Annotated in this window: 19 protein-coding genes; 15 read left to right on the top strand and 4 right to left on the bottom strand. The window is 62.3% G+C overall.

The window, feature by feature from the left end; all coding sequences use genetic code 11:
* The first annotated feature begins 42 nt into the window (after positions 1 to 42).
* The 7 genes from AC1Y2B_RS18980 to AC1Y2B_RS18950 all read left to right on the top strand — a co-directional run bounded on the left by AC1Y2B_RS18980 (position 43) and on the right by AC1Y2B_RS18950 (position 6,276).
* Complete coding sequence (locus AC1Y2B_RS18980; protein WP_482254690.1) at positions 43 to 915, top strand: LysR family transcriptional regulator; 873 nt, start codon at positions 43 to 45, stop codon at positions 913 to 915.
* A 370-nt stretch (positions 916 to 1,285) separates the two neighbouring features.
* Positions 1,286 to 1,528 (top strand): hypothetical protein, encoded by a 243-nt coding sequence (locus tag AC1Y2B_RS18975; protein ID WP_482254689.1) that lies wholly within the window; start codon positions 1,286 to 1,288, stop codon positions 1,526 to 1,528.
* A 127-nt stretch (positions 1,529 to 1,655) separates the two neighbouring features.
* Positions 1,656 to 2,669: a substrate-binding domain-containing protein gene (locus AC1Y2B_RS18970; RefSeq protein WP_482254688.1), complete on the top strand. Its 1,014-nt coding sequence runs from the start codon at positions 1,656 to 1,658 to the stop codon at positions 2,667 to 2,669.
* Positions 2,670 to 2,705: 36 nt separating this feature from the next.
* Positions 2,706 to 4,154 carry a sugar ABC transporter ATP-binding protein gene (locus AC1Y2B_RS18965; protein WP_482254687.1) on the top strand — a complete coding sequence of 483 codons (1,449 nt, stop codon included), beginning with the start codon at positions 2,706 to 2,708 and terminating at the stop codon, positions 4,152 to 4,154.
* The gene (locus AC1Y2B_RS18960) at positions 4,151 to 5,113 is read left to right on the top strand and encodes an ABC transporter permease (RefSeq protein ID WP_482254686.1); all 963 of its coding nucleotides are present in this window, start codon (positions 4,151 to 4,153) and stop codon (positions 5,111 to 5,113) included. The genes AC1Y2B_RS18965 and AC1Y2B_RS18960 overlap by 4 nt, the downstream gene beginning before the upstream one ends.
* On the top strand, positions 5,110 to 6,051 hold the full coding sequence (locus AC1Y2B_RS18955) for an ABC transporter permease (protein WP_482254685.1): 942 nt from the start codon (positions 5,110 to 5,112) through the stop codon (positions 6,049 to 6,051). Before AC1Y2B_RS18960 ends, AC1Y2B_RS18955 begins: the two co-directional genes overlap by 4 nt.
* 15 nt (positions 6,052 to 6,066) lie before the next feature.
* Positions 6,067 to 6,276 (top strand): tautomerase family protein, encoded by a 210-nt coding sequence (locus AC1Y2B_RS18950; RefSeq protein ID WP_482254684.1) that lies wholly within the window; start codon positions 6,067 to 6,069, stop codon positions 6,274 to 6,276.
* On the opposite strand, the gene AC1Y2B_RS18945 is transcribed toward AC1Y2B_RS18950, so the two are convergent.
* Entirely contained in the window at positions 6,277 to 7,194 is a 918-nt protein-coding gene (locus tag AC1Y2B_RS18945; protein WP_482254683.1) for an SMP-30/gluconolactonase/LRE family protein, read from the bottom strand.
* A 354-nt stretch (positions 7,195 to 7,548) separates the two neighbouring features.
* Positions 7,549 to 7,782, bottom strand: a complete 234-nt coding sequence (locus AC1Y2B_RS18940; RefSeq protein WP_482254682.1) for a hypothetical protein — start codon at positions 7,780 to 7,782, stop codon at positions 7,549 to 7,551.
* Between the two features lie 218 nt (positions 7,783 to 8,000).
* Here AC1Y2B_RS18940 and AC1Y2B_RS18935 point away from each other — a divergent pair, with 218 nt between their 5' ends.
* The 5 genes from AC1Y2B_RS18935 to AC1Y2B_RS18915 all read left to right on the top strand — a co-directional run bounded on the left by AC1Y2B_RS18935 (position 8,001) and on the right by AC1Y2B_RS18915 (position 13,212).
* A complete protein-coding gene (locus tag AC1Y2B_RS18935; protein WP_482254681.1) occupies positions 8,001 to 9,146 on the top strand; it encodes an extracellular solute-binding protein in 1,146 nt (381 codons plus the stop codon).
* A 71-nt stretch (positions 9,147 to 9,217) separates the two neighbouring features.
* The gene (locus AC1Y2B_RS18930; RefSeq protein ID WP_482254680.1) at positions 9,218 to 10,033 is read left to right on the top strand and encodes an ABC transporter permease; all 816 of its coding nucleotides are present in this window, start codon (positions 9,218 to 9,220) and stop codon (positions 10,031 to 10,033) included.
* Complete coding sequence (locus tag AC1Y2B_RS18925) at positions 10,030 to 10,830, top strand: ABC transporter permease (RefSeq protein WP_482254679.1); 801 nt, start codon at positions 10,030 to 10,032, stop codon at positions 10,828 to 10,830. Before AC1Y2B_RS18930 ends, AC1Y2B_RS18925 begins: the two co-directional genes overlap by 4 nt.
* A 1-nt stretch (position 10,831) precedes the next feature.
* Entirely contained in the window at positions 10,832 to 11,893 is a 1,062-nt protein-coding gene (locus AC1Y2B_RS18920; RefSeq protein ID WP_482254678.1) for an ABC transporter ATP-binding protein, read from the top strand.
* A complete protein-coding gene (locus AC1Y2B_RS18915) occupies positions 11,890 to 13,212 on the top strand; it encodes a CehA/McbA family metallohydrolase (RefSeq protein WP_482254677.1) in 1,323 nt (440 codons plus the stop codon). Before AC1Y2B_RS18920 ends, AC1Y2B_RS18915 begins: the two co-directional genes overlap by 4 nt.
* Positions 13,213 to 13,220: 8 nt before the next feature.
* On the opposite strand, the gene AC1Y2B_RS18910 is transcribed toward AC1Y2B_RS18915, so the two are convergent.
* Positions 13,221 to 14,072: a glycerophosphodiester phosphodiesterase gene (locus AC1Y2B_RS18910; protein ID WP_482254676.1), complete on the bottom strand. Its 852-nt coding sequence runs from the start codon at positions 14,070 to 14,072 to the stop codon at positions 13,221 to 13,223.
* Positions 14,073 to 14,313: 241 nt separating this feature from the next.
* On the opposite strand from AC1Y2B_RS18910, the gene AC1Y2B_RS18905 reads away from it, so the two are divergent.
* Positions 14,314 to 14,478 carry a hypothetical protein gene (locus tag AC1Y2B_RS18905; protein ID WP_482254675.1) on the top strand — a complete coding sequence of 55 codons (165 nt, stop codon included), beginning with the start codon at positions 14,314 to 14,316 and terminating at the stop codon, positions 14,476 to 14,478.
* A gap of 140 nt (positions 14,479 to 14,618) precedes the next feature.
* Here the strand turns inward: AC1Y2B_RS18905 and AC1Y2B_RS18900 are convergent, their stop codons facing one another.
* The gene (locus tag AC1Y2B_RS18900) at positions 14,619 to 15,563 is read right to left on the bottom strand and encodes a LysR family transcriptional regulator (protein ID WP_482254674.1); all 945 of its coding nucleotides are present in this window, start codon (positions 15,561 to 15,563) and stop codon (positions 14,619 to 14,621) included.
* A gap of 91 nt (positions 15,564 to 15,654) precedes the next feature.
* On the opposite strand from AC1Y2B_RS18900, the gene AC1Y2B_RS18895 reads away from it, so the two are divergent.
* Positions 15,655 to 16,188: a hypothetical protein gene (locus AC1Y2B_RS18895; RefSeq protein ID WP_482254673.1), complete on the top strand. Its 534-nt coding sequence runs from the start codon at positions 15,655 to 15,657 to the stop codon at positions 16,186 to 16,188.
* Positions 16,188 to 16,760: a thiamine pyrophosphate-dependent enzyme gene (locus AC1Y2B_RS18890; protein WP_482254672.1), complete on the top strand. Its 573-nt coding sequence runs from the start codon at positions 16,188 to 16,190 to the stop codon at positions 16,758 to 16,760. The genes AC1Y2B_RS18895 and AC1Y2B_RS18890 overlap by 1 nt, the downstream gene beginning before the upstream one ends.
* The last annotated feature ends 8 nt before the right edge of the window (positions 16,761 to 16,768 follow it).

Raw genomic sequence — 16,768 nt, 5'->3', positions numbered from 1 at the left:
AAATAGATATTTTAATCGAAACCGTTCTGATTTTTGGAGTGGGTGGAAATCCTGAACCTGCATCACTTGCGTCTGTTCCGCGCAGTCGCCACCGATGGCACGCTGACCGGTGCAGCACGGGGACTGAACTTGTCTCAATCGGCGCTTTCGACCCAGATCAAGACGCTGGAGGCAGCTTTGGGCCATGACCTTTTCGAGCGGCGCGGGCGCGGATTGGTGCTGACCGAGGCCGGGCGCATCGCTCTTGACCACGCAGAGGCAATCTTTCGCACGGCCAATGACCTGACCGCAACGCTGCGCGAGACGAGTCAGGCCCGGCGGCCCTTGCGGGTCGGCGCCTTGGCCACCCTCTCGCGCAACTTTCAGATGCAGTTCGTGCGACCGCTGATCGGGCGCTCTGATGTTGAACTGGTTCTGCGGTCGGGCAGTCAGGCGGAACTTCTGCGAGACCTGGATGCGCTGGCCCTTGATGTGGTGCTGACCAACCTTGCCCCAAGCCGTGAGGTGGGCAGTCTTTGGGTGGTGCATCAACTGGCAGGACAACCTGTAAGTCTGATAGGAACGCCGTCCCGTATTGGGGTCGCTCCACGCTCGTTACTGGACCTCCTGTCGGAAGAGCCGCTGATCCTGCCCGCCCCTGGCACGTCTTTGCGTCTTGCCTTTGACGCCTTGGCTGCGCGCCTGCAAATTGCACCGATCATTGCCGCCGAGGCGGATGACATGGCCATGCTGCGCCTTTTGGCCCGTGAAGATGCTGGGCTTGCATTGATACCATCGATCGTGGTGCAGGATGAATTGACCACGGGTCTTCTTGTCGAGGCCGCGCAGATCGAGGGGGTGTCTGAAACCTTCTATGCCATCATCCGAGAGCGGCGATTTCCCAATCCGCTGCTGGCACTCTTGTTACAATATTGAGCCGAGGGCTCCCGAAAGCGGCGGTCGTCGATGGACGGGAAACGCGAAGAACCGGAAGGCTGCGCTCTTCAGGACGTGTGATTGGCAGCCCGTCGACGCCCCAAGCTGCGGCAACCTCTGGATCGGGTCTCGCCCGATCAGGGGATCGCCAGCCTCACCGCCACTGCCACCTTCGCTACCCGAAAGTAACGCAACGCCAGAGCTGCCCAAGGTGCCGCGCGCATTCCGCCCCAAAGGAACACCAATTCCTGAAACCCTGACGGCCCGTGGCACTTGCACACAGGTAAGCCTTTGCACGTCAACCCGCTGCGGCCGGCCAATCTGGCGACGATGGAGCGGTGATCGGTGCCGCCGCCGCGTCGAGACGAAGATGTACAGTGTGACACTGCTGGGTCCGCGCCGCATGGCGCGGGACTTCGACCGTCAGGTTGCCGACGTCCAAGTCGGTGCTGCCGTCCTGAACGGCTTTACCGCCTCGGCAGACCCGTCACGGAAGCCGTGGAATGAACCCCGTGCGGGACTGGGGAAGGTTCGCCGATCCCTGGATTTGCGCAAAAGGGCCTTGGGCCTACGGTCTTCGTTGGGCTTTGCGCGTGGCCATGAGACCCTTTGATCTGTGTCGGGGGCCGTGCCGTATTTTGCGAATTGACTAACTAACATGCTAGTGTGAAGCTGTCTGCGCCACCCGGTCTGCCACAGAAGCGGAATCATGTTGGTGGCAAATAGGGAGGAAATCACCAATGAAAACGACGCTCGCACTTGCGGCTTTGCTGCTGTCTGCCGCCTCGACAGCCAGCTTTGCTGATACGTCTTCGATGAAGATCGCATTCTCGAACAACTATGCCGGCAACTCGTGGCGCCAAGCCATGCTGACCAGCTATGGCAAAGTGTCAGAGAAGGCCGTGGCCGATAAGGTTGTAGCCGCCTCGGATGTCTTTACCACCCCCGACAAGGAAGTGCCGACCCAGGCTGCGCAGATCCAGAATCTGATCCTGCAAGGTTATAACGGCATCGTCATCAACGCCGGCTCTCCCGACGCCCTGAATGGTGCCGTCAAGCAGGCCTGCGATGCCGGCATCGTCGTCGTCTCGTTCGACGGCATCGTGACCGAGCCCTGCGCCTACCGCGTCGTCGTCGACTTCAAGGCGATGGGCAAGGAAGAGGTCGAGCAGATGGCCAAGTTCCAGCCCAAAGGCGGCAACCTCTTGGAAATCCGCGGCCTTGCGGGGACCTCGATCGACGAAGCGATCCACGCAGGCATCTTGGAAGGTGTTGCCGCACACCCTGAGTTCAAGATCGTGAACTCTGTCACCGGTGATTGGGACCAGACCACGGCGCAAAAAGCGGTCGCCACCGTTCTGCCGTCGCTCCCCGATGTTGTCGGGATCGTCGACCAGGGGGGGGACGGCTATGGTGCAGCGCAGGCTTTTGCCGCCGCTGGCAAGCCGCGTCCGACCATCATCATGGGCAACCGTCAGGACGAGCTGAAGTGGTGGAAAGAGCAGAAGGCCAAGGACGGCTATGCCACCTGGTCCGCATCCATCGCGCCGGGCGTTTCCTCGCTGGCGTTCTGGGTGGCGCAACAGGTTCTGGATGGCCGCAAGGACATTCCGCATGACCTGCTGGTGCCCTACCTTGCCTTCACCCAAGACGACTTTGAGGCCGAATTGCCCAACATTGCCGAGGGCGGCGTCGCCAGCCACGAATACACCCAGGAAGAGGCATTGGCCGCCATCAAGGCGAACATGAAGTGATGAAACTGCGCGCGACATCGGTCACTTTTGGCAATCATGACTGATCCCACGCGTAGCGTTGCTCGGTTGGACGGCGTCAGGAAAAGCTTTGGCGCCGTCCGTGCTCTCGACGGGGTGGACCTTTTGGTCCGCCCTTCGGAGTGCATTGGACTTGTCGGTCACAACGGAGCCGGCAAGTCCACTTTGATGAGCATTCTGGCCGGAACCGGAGCCCCGGATCATGGCCAGATCGCGATTGATGAGGCGGTGCAGCCTGCCTGGACGATCCAGCGCGCCCGATCGCTTGGCGTTCGCTGCGTGTTTCAGGAGCTGTCGTTGTGTCCCAACCTCAGCGTTGCCGAGAACACACGCGTCAGCCACGCCGCCCTGAGCGGATGGGGGGGCGCGCGGCGGGCTGCGGATTTGATCCGCACCAGCCTTGATGAAATCTTCCCCGGCCATGGCATCAGCCCGCAGGATATCGTGGGTGATCTTCCGATTGGCCAGCGTCAGATGGTGGAAGTGGCGCGTGCCTTTACCGTCACGCTTGACCCCCTCAATCTGGTGATACTGGACGAACCGACGTCTTCGCTTGACGCTGAAACCGCACGGCAGTTGCTGGCTCATGTCCGGCGTGCGGTGGAAAAGGGGATCAGTTGTATCTTGATCTCTCACATTCTGGGCGAAATTCTGGATACCAGCGACCGTGTCGTGGTGATGCGCGATGGTAAGGTGGTCGCGGATGCTGCGGCCAAAGACTTAACACGCGAGAGCCTGGTCGCGGCGATGGGGGGAGCCCGTTTGCGCGATAAGGCGGCGCGCTCCACTCAGAGGAATGCGCGGCCGGTTGTTGTATCCGTTCCGGGCCCGATCGGGTTGCAGGCGCGCCAGGGCGAGATCATCGGGCTGGCAGGGCTCGCGGGGCACGGCCAGACCAGGACGCTGATGCAGGTGTTCGAAGCTGCTGATGGGCAAAGGGGGGCCGTTCAAGTATCCGGCGCGGTCGCCCTGGTGGCGGGCGACCGGCAAACCGATGGCATTTTCCCCCTGTGGTCCATTGCCCAGAACATATCTATCCGTTCGCTTGGAGCCCTGCGCCGCGGGATGTTCATTGCGGCCGACGCGGAAGCGGCCATGGCCTCATCCTGGCGGGCAAAGATTGGCATCAGGACGGATGACCTTGATAACAACATTCTGTCGCTATCCGGCGGCAATCAGCAAAAAGCACTGTTTGCGCGGGCTTTGGGGTCTGATGCGCAGATCATCCTGATGGATGACCCGATGCGTGGCGTCGACATTGGCACCAAGCTGGATGTTTACGAGCTGATACGTGCCGAGTCGCAGCTTGGACGCACCTTCCTATGGTACACGACCGAGACGGATGAACTGGACAACTGCGACCGTGTCTATGTGTTCCGAAATGGCCAGATTGTCGCATCACTTGACCACAGCGAGTTGACCGAGGAGAGGATCATCCAGTCCTCCTTCGCCGAGGGGACAGCATGAGCCGATTTGCCCAACCAGCGGCCCGGCCATCACTGAACCGGGGGCGCTTTTTGCGCACCATGCTGCCCGCGCTGTCGATGACGCTGATCCTGCTGGCGATTGCGTGGCTGAACCCAAGGGCTATCAGCTATTTCGGCTTCAGTCTGATGCTGAACCTTGCGATCCCGATAGCGCTGGCCACCGTGGCGCAGATGTTCGTCATCACGATCAATGAGTTGGACCTGTCGATTGGCACTTTTGTCGGCTTTGTTGGATGTGTGACCGCGACGTGGCTGCACGACACGCCATGGCTGGGGGTGCTGGTGCTGGTGGCATCGGTCGGGGTCTATGCGGGCTTGGGCGCGCTGATCCACCTGAGAAACCTGCCTTCGATTGTCGTCACCCTCGGTATGAGTTTCGTCTGGCAAGGGCTCGCCATCCTGCTGTTGCCCAAGCCCGGCGGAGCGGCGCCCGATTGGCTCAAGGGCTTCATGGGGCTGCAGCCGCCTTTCGTACCTTTTCCGATCGTTGCTGCCGTTGTCATTGCGCTGATTGTCTATTTCGGACTGATGCGCAGTTCCTACGGCGCGGTTTTGCGGGGTGCAGGTGGCAATCAACAGGCCATCGGCCGGGCTGGCTGGTCGCTTCTGAAGACCAAGGTGGTGATGTTTGCCCTGACCGGCGCTTTCGGCGTCGTCTCTGGCATGGCGTTGATTGGGATAACGACCTCGGCAGATGCCAATATCGGGAATGGCTACACTCTTCTGTCCATCGCCGGAGTGATCCTGGGCGGAGGTGAGTTTGTCGGCGGACGCGTGTCGCCCATCGGCGCGGTCATCGGGGCATTGACGCTGGCGCTGGCGGCCTCTCCGTTGCTGACCTTCATGCATGTGCCACCTGATTGGCAGGTGGCTGCCAATGGTGTGATCCTGATCACGGTGCTTGCGGCGCGTGCTCTGATCAGCCGAAGGGGGGCATGATGAAGAAACTCTTCTCAACCCCGTGGATATGGTCCTTCATAGGCGCTTTGATTGTCTGGCTGGCCGCGGTGATCTTCACCGGAGGTCACGGCGCAGGCGGCATGATCACGGCGGCCCTGTCGCTGGCAGTCTTCACGGTGATCGTGGGGCTCGGGCAGATGTTCGTCATCACGCTTGGGCCCGGCAACGTGGACCTCTCGCTGCCCGCCAACATCGGCCTGGCCAGCGCCGTGGCCATGAAAACGATGGACGGCAATGACAGCATGATCGCTGTGGGCCTTCTGGCGGCACTCGCGTGCGGCGCGGTCATAGGACTTGCCAACTATGCGCTGATCCGCCTTCTGCGAATCCCGCCGATCATCGCCACGCTGTCCTCAAGCTTCATCATCCTGTCGACCGACATCCACTATGGGCGCGGCTTGCAGATCAAGCCGCCGCAGGGCTTTGCCGATTTTGCCAACGTGCAGATCCTTGGCTTTCCGATCCTTGCGGTGTTTGGCGTGGCCTTGGCACTCGTCGCATGGGTGGCCTTGCAGAGGATGGTCTATGGCCGATCGGTCCTCGCCATAGGCCAGAACATGCGGGCGGCGAAGCTTGCGGGCATCCCGGTGGAGCGGGTCAGGCTTTTGACCTATACCCTCTCCGGCGCGCTTGGCGGTATCAACGGGGCGCTGCTTGCAGGCTATTTCCGGGGCGCGAGCGTGGATATCGGCAACGAATACCTCTTGTCCTCGATCGCCGTCGTGGTGATCGGCGGCACCTCGGTGGCGGGCGGCAAAGCCAATGTGCCGGGCATCTGGGGCGCCTCGCTGTTTCTTGTTCTGCTTCTGACCATGCTCAACACCTTCGGCGTCAGCGCCGGTCTGCGGCTTCTGCTGACCGGGCTGATCATCGTGGGTGTCATCACCGCGGCCGGGGGGCACAAGACCGGACGCTGAACCAAGGGGCCACCCATGCCATTCGTCAACATCCGCATCGTCAAGGAAGTCATCGCCGACGATCCGGTCGGCAAAAAGACCGCGATGGCCGAGAAGATCGTCGCCGCCATCGCCGAGACGGCTGGCATCTCGAAGAACGACGTCTGGGTGGTTTTCGAAGAGGTTGCCGCCCGCGACTGGTTCGTGGGCGACAGCAGCGTGCATGACCGGCGGCTGAAGTCCTGATCAGGGCTTCTGCGCACCGGTGGCCGCAACGTAGATGGAATAAAGCGACGAGGTCGCCGCGATGAACAGGCGGTTCTTCATCGGGCCGCCGAAGGTCAGGTTGGCCACCGTCTCGGGCACGAAGATCTTGCCCAGACGGGTTCCATCCGGGGCAAAGCAGTGCACCCCATCCCCGGCGCTTGACCATATATTTCCTTCGACATCGACCCGGATGCCGTCCGGCAGTCCCTCGTCGATCTCGGCAAAGACACGGCCATTGGACAGCCTGCCCCCCGCCACATCAAACACCCGAATGTGGCGCGGCGCGGAAGGGTCATGGCTGAAGGCGCTGTCGGCGATGTATAGCTTGGTCTCGTCGGGCGAGAAGACCAGCCCGTTCGGCTGTGCAAAGTCATCCGCCACCAGCGTAATCGCCCCCGAGGGGTCAATCCGGTAGACGCCATGCACGGGCTGTTCGGGCGTGGCGCGGTAGCCTTCATAATCCGACAGAATCCCATAGGTCGGGTCGGTGAACCAGACCGAGCCGTCCGAATGCACGATGACGTCATTGGGAGAGTTCAGCCGCTTGCCCTGAAACTGGTCCGCCAGCACGGTGACAGAGCCGTCAATCTCTGTCCGCGTGACGCGCCGTGAGCCGTGTTCGCACGATACCAGCCGCCCCTGCCCATCCCGCGTGTGGCCATTGGCAAAGTTCGATTGGGTCCGAAACACCGACACGCCCTGACCATCCAGCGGATTGGCCGAATAGCGCAGGATGCGCTGGTTGGGAATGTCGCTCCACAAAAGGCAACCCAGATCGTTGAACCAGACGGGCCCCTCGGCCCAACGGCAACCACCATAAAGCTTATCCAGGCGGGACGAACCCACCGTCAGAAACAGAAACCGTGCGTCGTCGATCTGATATTGTGGCTGTGTCATCGCTTCCCTCTCCGCGCTCCGCCTTGTCAGTTTCAGGCCGCCGGCGTGCCGAAAGGCCAACTCAAGCGGTCTGACGCGGTTGCCTGATCCAAGTGGTTGGACACCAATCGCACGTTCATCAGAACGCGAACGCGCCCACCACAAAAGCATGATGGAATAGAACCCGCGACCTTGATAGGCCAAAAAGAACGCGCAGGTGCTTCGTGGCAGGTTTGATGTCGCACGCCCCGGGTCGTGCAAAGCCTGCTGAAGGAACGTCCGACAGTGGCAAACGCTTCCTTGGCGTCAAAGCGCGGCGGGCTGGGCACAGTATGACACCCATGTGCAACTTGCCGTTCCAGGCCGTTCCGAGCGTCATGCGGCGATTGCGAGTGCAGGGTCTTGAAGCAATCCTGCCCCCGTCACCAGATATTCTGTCGTTTTGACAACCTCCTGTTCGCAGGTGCTTTGTTGCGCGCTGATCAACTCATGGCCAAGGCTGCACTGCAGTATCGCCGTCAGATCCCACGTCTGAATCCCTGTGGATAACTTGCGCTTGCCCTCTGTCTCGACCGCGCTGACAGTACCCTTTTCGATCAGGCCAGTCACGACACGCGGGGCGCACCCGCCCCAACATTCACGGCCCGCGAGCCCTGGATGTTCTGGACCCGTCTTTGCCAGTCTGCCGGCACCCCTGCCGGGATGAGGGTCGGGCAGGGGCATCAGGCGCCAGTTTCGTCACGCAATGTTCATGCCGGCTTCACCCAGCGGTCACCCGTCAGGGGCATCCTGTTCTTCACTGTGCCATTGATCAAAGGAGCCGTCTCATGTTGTCGCGCCGCCATTTCCTTGTTTCTTCCGCTGCACTGACCCTTTTCGCTGCGACTGGCGTCAAGGCGCAGGACAAGAAAACCCTGCAAGTCTTCATCGACGGAGATACCAATATCTCCGACTGGTGGAACAACATCCTCAAGCCCGCATTCGAGGTCGCCAACCCGGGTCTGACCTTCAACGTCACCATCACGCGTGGCGTGGCGGACGGTAACGGCACCATCGCCGCCCGTGCGCTGGCGGCCCTTCAATCCAAGGCCGATCCGCAGGTTGACTACTTCGAAGAGATCGAGCCGGCTTCGGTTGCCGGTTCGGTTGAGGCTGGCCTTTGGGAAGAGATGACACAGGCAAACGTGCCGAACCTCAAGCTGATCAACCCGGCTGCGGTCGAAACACCCATCCGTCTGCCCTATCGTGGCAGCCAGGTGCTGATCGCCTATGACAGTGCCAAAATCGCCAATCCGCCGAAGACATTCGCGGATCTGGTTGCTTGGGCCAAGGCCAATCCGGGCCGCTTTACCTATGGTCGGCCTGACAAAGGAGGTTCGGGGTCGAACTTCGTGATCCGCGCAATCCATGAGGCCAACGGCCGCGATCCTGCCGCCTTCACCAAAGACAACTTTGACGCCGCAAAGGCCGAAGTGATGCTGCAAAAAGGCTGGGCGATCCTGAAGGACCTGCACCCGTTTACCTTTGGCGGCGGCACCTACCCGGCGGGCAACACCCCGGCGCTGCAACTTCTGGCGCAAGGCGCTGTCGACATGGTGCCGGCGTGGTCGGATCAGGCCTTGCAGGCACTGAAGCAGGGCGTTCTGCCAGAGACCGTCAAGCTGGTGCAGTTGCAAGACCTCGCGCTTTGCGGCGGGTTTGCTTATTCGGCCATTCCGTCCAATGCGACGGACCTGAAAGGCGCATTGGCGCTGGCGAACTTCATGCTGTCGCCCGAAACCCAGACCTCTTGCGTCAAGGACATCGGCGGCTTCCCGGGCATTTCGTGGGACAACCTGCCAGCGGACCTGAAGGCCGAATACATCGACGTGATCCCGGTTTCGATCCCGACCTTCCCCTCGGGCGACTGGCAGACCGCCAAGAATGACGGCTGGTACAAGAACGTCGCCACCAACCTGACCCAAGGCGGATGACAGGCTTCGCTCCAAAGGCCGGAGGGAGCACCTCCGGCCAACCCCGAAGCCCCGGCCTTGGCAAGCAAGCCGTGTTCGGTCTTGCCCTTGTGGCCCTGCCGGTGGCGCTGCTCTTGACGCTGACCCTGTGGCCGACGGTCAGCATGGTGGTTTCGACATTTGACGTGGACGGCACCCTGAAGGCCGACCGCTATATCTATTTCTTCAGCGACGCCTATTCGATGGCCAACCTGCGGTACACGATGGCGATGGGTCTGATCTCGTCTGTGACGGCGCTGGCCATATCCTTCGGCCTTGCCCTGTACCTGCGGTTTTCCGCAGGCCGCATCGCCACGATGATCCATGCCCTGTCGCTGTTTCCACTGTTTGTGCCGTCGATCATCATTTCCTACGCCTTGGTGCGGTTCCTTGGCCCGAATGGCCTGTTCCAGTTGCTGCTGGAACAGGTGGGCATCGCGCATTACCAGACCCCCTACCTCACTCCCGTCGGCCCATTTCTTGCCTTCGTCTGGGAAGCCCTGCCTTTGCCGGTTCTGGTGATCAGTGCCGGTTTGACCCAAGTGTCAGACCATGCGGTCGAAGCCGCCAAAGATCTTGGGGCAGGCCCCGTCCGAATTTTGTGGGAGGTGTTGTTGCCGCAGGTGCGCCGGTCCCTTCTGATCGCATTCGCGCTGATCTTCCTTGGCATCATCGGGGCTTACACCGTGCCCTACATGCTGGGTCCCGCAGCCCCAGAGATGATGGGCCCCTTCATGCAGCGCACCCTTGGCAATCTGCACGACGCCGGTGCCGCGCAGGTGCAGGCGGTGGTTCTGATGGTGATCTCCTCGGTCGTCGGCGGCTTCTACATCGCCACCATGCTGAAATCGCAGGAGGGCGCCCGATGACACGCACCCCGCTGGGTGGCCTGCTGATCCTGTGCACGATGGCCTTGGCGATGATCGGCCCGATCCTGACCGTGATCCTCTGGGCCTTCGCTGTGAAATGGCGCTATCCCCACCTGCTGCCCACCGAGTGGGGCCTGAAGTTCTGGTTCGGCATGCTGGGGCGCGAGACGGTGATCACCCCGGTTCTGACCTCGCTGGCGCTGACCTCGATCGCCACCACAGCCGCCGCCCTGATCTGCTGGCCCGCCGCCTACGCCTTCGCGCGGCTGAAATTCCCCGGCCGCCAGTTGATGCTGTTCTCGTTCATCGCAGCGCAAGCCGTCCCGAAATTCGCCCTTTTCGTTTCCATCGCGGTGATCTTTCTGCGGCTTGGGCTTGTGGGCAATTTCTGGGGCGTCGTGCTTGTGCAGATGCTGTCGGCGGTACTTTACATGATCTGGATCCCCACTGCCGCGTTTCGCGGTATCCCTCCGGCGCTGGAAGAAGCCGGCTTCGACCTTGGCGCCTCTGGCCTGCGGGTGTTTGTGCAAATCACCCTGCCGCAAGCGCTTCCTGCCCTGGCGGCAAGCTATGTTCTGGCGTTCGTCTCAATCCTGTTTGAGGTCGACGGCGCCCTGTTGATCGGTGCACCCACGGTCACCACCATGCCTTTGCTGCTGATGAGCCTGTCGGCACAGGTCATCGTGCAAGAGGCCGCCGTTCTGTGCGTCATGATCTGGATTCCGTGCTTTGCGCTTCTTCTTCTCACCCGTCGTTTCATGACCGCCCGGGGCATCGCCCAAGGCTTTGGAGCCTGACATGTTGCAGATCGACGACCTCTACAAGGCTTTCGCGGGCACGCCGGCGGTGCGTGGTGTCAGCTTCACGGTGGATCGGGGGGAATTGGTTTGCCTGTTGGGCCCGTCGGGCTGCGGGAAATCCACGTTGTTGCGCGTCATCTCTGGTCTGTCCGAGGCCGACAGCGGGGCGATCCGGATCGAGGGCGTGGATATGACCCGCGCTGCCGCCAACCGACGCCCGACAGCGATGGTCTTTCAAAGCCACGCCTTGTGGTCGCATATGACCGTGGCGCAGAATGTGGGCTTCGGTCTGCGCGTGCGCCGCCTGCCCAAAGCCGAAATCGCAGCCAAGGTGGCAGCGGTGCTGGAGCTTGTGGGATTGCAGGCCTATGGCAAGCGCCTGCCTGCGGAATTGTCCGGCGGTCAGGCACAACGCGTGGCACTGGCCCGCTGCCTTGTGGTGGAGCCCAAGGTTCTGTTGATGGATGAACCCTTTTCAGCGCTTGACGCTCATCTGCGCAAATCCCTGCGCGAAGAGCTGAAATCGCTGCAACGCCGTCTGGACCTGACCACGATCTTCGTGACGCATGATCAGGAAGAGGCGATGGAACTGGCCGACCGCATCGTTGTGATGCAGTCTGGACGGCTGGAGCAGTTCGCAGCCCCCGGCAGCCTGTACCGCAACCCGCAAACCCTTGGCGTGGCGCAGTTCATTGGTGCCATGAACACCTGCACCACCCGCGTCGGCCCATCCGGGGCCCTTTGGCACGGCTGCCCGTTGCGTCTTGCGCTCCCCGAGGGCGAGGTGGCCCTTTTGTGTCGGCCAGAAGACCTTTATCCGGCAACTGCCGGCGCCCCCGCCCGTGTGATCCGCGTCATCGACCTCGGCCCCGTGACCAAGGTCAACCTGATGACCGACGACGGCGATCTGCTGGTCTGGACCTGCCTGCGGGACGCGGCCCCTGCCGTCGGCGAGACTGTCGCGCTTTTACCCCGCCGCCTGCACGCTTTCCGCGACCAAACGCTGCTGGCCCTGATCGATCACCCCGAACCTGCCCTGTGTAAGAGAGCCCTTGCATGATCATCCATGGCCAACTGACCGCAGCCCAGCACAAGAGCCATATTCCTCTGGAGTTCGAGGTGCCCCACGGCACGACCCGACTGACGGCCCGGTTCTTGACCAGTCCGGCCCGCGAACCCGGCGCTCTCTTTGACAATATGGTCTGCCTTAGCCTCTTCGGTCCCAACGGTGCGCGTGGTGCGCGCCACAACAACCCTGGTCGGGACTTCGTGATCGAGGCGGGTCATGCCACACCCGGTTTCCTGCCGGGCAAGATCGAGCCTGGCCTGTGGACCGTCTACCTGGACTGCTTCCGACTGTTGGGCGTCGTAGACTACCGGCTTGAAATCACTTGCGAAACCGACCCTGTTCCCCTGAGGCCGGCCTTCCGGGCCCGGCCTGTCAATCCGCGGGGGCCGGGCTGGTATCGCGGTGATCTGCACGCGCACACGCTGCATTCCGACGGCTCTTGGGATGTGCCGGATCTGGTGGACTGGGCCCATTCCCGCGCCCTTGATTTCCTGACTTTGAGCGACCACAACACCACCTCCGGTCATGCGGAAGTTCACGCGCTTGCCAGTGACAACCTGCTGACCCTGGGCGGGATGGAGTTGACAACCCATTGGGGCCATGCGCTTTCCCTTGGCGGGTCGAACCTGCCCGAGTGGCGGGTCGGGCCCGTTACAGGCCGAACCATGCCCATGTTGGCCGATGATATCATGGCAACGGGCGCGTTATTCGTCATCGCGCATCCCATGTCGCCCGGCGACCCATCCTGCACCGGGTGTCGCTGGGAATATGGCGACATGATGCCGGGGAATGCGCATCTGGTTGAAATCTGGAATGGCGGCCCGTGGTCGGACTACAATGAAAATGGCTTGGCCCTGTTCCAGCACTGGCTTGCATTGGGCCACCGTTTGCGCGCGACCGCAGGCAGCGACATCCACGGCGTCGAGGGTGGCAAGGGTCTGATTGGGTTCAATAATGTCGAAGCTGACGCCCTGACTGAAGCCGCGATCCTGCGTGCGGTTTCGCAGGGCCGCAACTACCTTTCCTCGGGTCCGAGACTGATCCTGACCGCGCAAACGCCCGAAGGCCGCGCTGCAGGGATGGGCGATACGGTGCCCTCCGGATCGCGGTTCCAGGCTGATTGGCAAAGCGATCACATGCCGCTGAAGCTGCACTTCGTCGACGCGAATGGGCGCCATGCCGGCCATGCTATTCCCGCCGAAGCCTCTGGTCTGGCGGAATTTCAGGCCGCGACGGGCTTTGTCATGGCCGAACTGCGCGACGACGGCGGGCGACTGCATGCGGTGACCAATCCGATCTTCACCGTCTGACCCTTGGGTCAGGTGATCTGACGGGCGAGGTATGCAGCCTCTGTCGCAACGGGATCATCGGTGGTGATCTGGTCGGGTTGCAGGGCCATCAAAGCAGAAAACTCGGCCCATTCGGCATCGGTAAAGCCCTGAGAGGGGTTTTGCATCCGATGGGTCCAGGCATCGACGCGAACCCCGTTGTCGTGGGCGATGGCGATCATGTCCAGCCCTTGCCGGCTGGCCTCTACCACCATCTGCCATTGCAAATAGACCATGTCCGGCTTGACGTCATCCTGCAGCACGCGGCGCAACTGGCGTTCCAAAGCGTGCAGCCCGGCGGGCCAGAGTGCCAGAAGATCGTCGGTCGGATCATAGCCGCGCTTGAGGTCAGGAATGCGCCGGGCCATGGCGCGGATCAGCGGGATTGACCCGCTTGAAATGATGATCGACGCGCAGCGATCTGCGAAATGCTGGGCGAAGTGGTCAAGCCCGCGGGCGCCGACCTCTTCCGCATTGTTTTTCATATCAAATTGCAGCAGGGCGGCCGGATGGGCCGCCACCAGCAAGCCCGCCAGATCCTCGGACAGGATCGGTGGGCAGGGCTGGCTGCGGTAAAGCAGGGCGGCAAGGTCACGACCGCTTTGGGCCGCGACGAGGCCGTGTCCGGTTGTCTCGCGCTGCAGCGTTTCATCGTGCAGCACAACGAAGCCCCCATCCGCGCGGACCTGCAAATCCAGTTCCATCGAAGCGCCCAGACGGAAGCCTTCGGCCATGACTGCCGCGCCAAATTCCGGGTCGGACCGGGCGCGGCGCAGACGGTGCCACTTCAGCCGGGTGACGTGGCCCTTGCGTTCGATCTGCAGTCCCAACCCCTGTGACATGTCCGCCCCCTGATGTGCCGTTGCATCAGATCAGAGGGGCATGACAGTTTTTCGGCCGAACGCCGGAGTTCCGGGCAAGAGTTTGGGAGCGCAGCATTAATTGCAGAATATTCGGCATTTCGACCGTCTTTTTCCTGTCTTTCTTCTGTCTTGCTTGTGTCTCTACGCGCGGCAAGACGGCGCGATGTTAACCATGCCTGCGAATCGGGGATGCCCCGCGGCCGCGATCTTGGTCCTCACCTTGGCTGAGCGCCTTGGCACCGCCAAGATGACCCCCGCAGGCCGTGGCCGCCTGATCCACCGCCGCGACATACTGCAGACCGGGAATAACGCGGTCCGGTCCAAGGCCACGCCAGCCGCAGCACCCCGCAAAAAGCAGATCGCCCAGACTTTGGCCCAAGCCTGAGCCCCGGTCCCCATGGCTGAGCCCGGTCCTGATGAGAAATCCAGGCCAGCAAGGGCGCAAGATCAAACCGCTTGTCTGATGGGTCTTGGTCGTCAATCGCAGCTTTGTGCCCTGCCAACAAAGACGGGCAGCGAGATCCGCTAGGGTGCGATCGGATCGGGCTGCGGCAGACGGCCGGGCCAGAGGCCGATGCGCACCATTTCGTTGACGTTCTGGGCGATGATCTGTCCGGCAAAGCGGGCAAGGCGGGGGATCGGGCGGTCTGTCGGGTAGGACAGGATCAGGCGCCGCATCGGGATGGGATGGTGCAGGGGGGCGGCGCACAGGTCGCCCGCCGCAAGGTCCCGGTGGATCGGGGCAAGGGGCAGGATCGTCTGGCCATGTCCGGCACGGACCAGATCTTTCAGCGTCGCATAACTGTCAGCCTCGACCGGAACCGAGAGGGTAAAGCCGCGCTCGGCCGCGCAGCTTTCCACAATGGTGCGCAGGCCATGCCCCGGACTGGGCAACAAAAGGCGTTGCCCCTGCAAGGCCGCGAAATCCACCGGATGGTCCAGAGACAGGCCCGCGCCGGGGGGGCCGATCAGAAACAGAACCTCGTCCAGCAGGGGGTGAACGCGCAAGGTGCGGGCGGATTTGGGATCATACAGGATCGACGCGTCGATTTCGCCGCGGTGCATCCAGTCCAGCAGATAGCCGGAATAGGCGCTGACAATGCGGAGGGTCGCATCAGGATGGGCCGCGCGGAAGGCCGATACCAGCGGTTCTGACAGGATATCCGCCACCGTGGGCGGCATGCCGATCGAGACATGGCCGCGCAAGGGGGCATCCTCGTCTGCGACCGTCGCCCGAATCTCGTCAAGTTCGGCCATGACCCGCAGGGCATGGCGCAGCACGTCCCGCCCCTGATCGGTAACGCCCATTCCCCGACCATGGCGGTCAAACAGTCGGACCCCAAGTTCGGCTTCCAGAAGCCGGATTTGCCGCGACAGGGCAGGTTGGGCGATGTGCAGCCGGTCGGCGGCCTTGGACAGGCTGCCAAGTTCGGCGACATGGATCAGGGTGCGCAGTTGGGACAGCTCCATGCCATACAATACCGCTATAGCTGTTCACGCAAAAGGGTCGATGTGATCGCATTCCGGCAAGGCTATGGTCGGGCGAAACAAGGAGGCGTGGATGACTGACCTGATGGCGCGGGATTTGGCGACGGATTGTCCAGAGGCCTTGTATGATGTGCTGAAGGCGGCGCGGATCGCGCAGATGGCTTATGTCCCCGACGCCGGCCATTCGACGCTGATCCGGTTGTTTGGGGCAGACCCGGACGTGCGCTGCAACGTGCTGACCACCGAGGAAGAGGGCGTGGCCATCGCCTGCGGGGCATGGCTTGGTGGGCAAAGGTCGGTTCTCTTGATGCAATCCTCGGGGGTGGGGAACTGCATCAACATGCTGTCCTTGCCGGTGCAAAGCCGGACGCCCTTGCTGATGCTGGTGACGATGCGCGGCGAATGGGGCGAGTTCAATCCCTGGCAGGTGCCAATGGGGCAGGCGGTTGAGGCGAGTTTGCGCGCCATCGGCATCACGGTCTTGCGCGCTGAAACCGGGGCCGATCTGGTCGAGACGGTCGCGCAGGCGGCGGGCATGGCCTTTGACGGCGATCAGCAGATTGCCGTCCTGATCGGGCAGCGGCTTTTGGGGAAGAAGAAATGGTGATGGATCGGCGCGAGGCGGTGGCGCAGCTTCTGGCGGCGCGAGAGGGGGCTTTGGTGGTGACGGGGTTGGGCTCTCCGTCCTATGACGTCCATGCGGCGGGGGATCGCGATGACAATTACTATCTGTGGGGCGCGATGGGGGGGGCGGCCTTGACGGGCTTGGGGTTGGCGCAGGCGCAACCCGGACGGCGCGTCATGGTGATCACCGGCGATGGCGAGATGCTGATGGCCTACGGTGCGCTGGCCACGATTGCCGTGGCCCGGCCCGTGAACCTCGACATCATCGTGCTGGACAACCAGCATTATGGCGAGACGGGGATGCAGGCCAGTCACACCGGGCAGGGCATTGCCTTGGACAAGGTCGCTGCGGCCTCTGGGTTTGCCGAGACGGCCGAATTGCGGGACCTGGCAGAGGTTGTGGCCCTGACAGACCGCCTGCGTCAGCCTGCCTTGGGGCCACGGCTTTACGTGCTGAAGATCAAGGCGGAAAACCTGCCGCGTTCGTTGCCGCCGCGGGATGCGGTCTTCATCAAGAACCGGTTCAGGGCCCATCTTGGCCTTGGCACCTGCTAGGGGGCGGC

It is taken from the genome of Stagnihabitans sp., assembly GCF_964946895.1.
The sequence above is the reverse complement of the archived record's forward strand: the minus strand, read 5'-3'. Positions and strand labels throughout refer to the sequence as shown.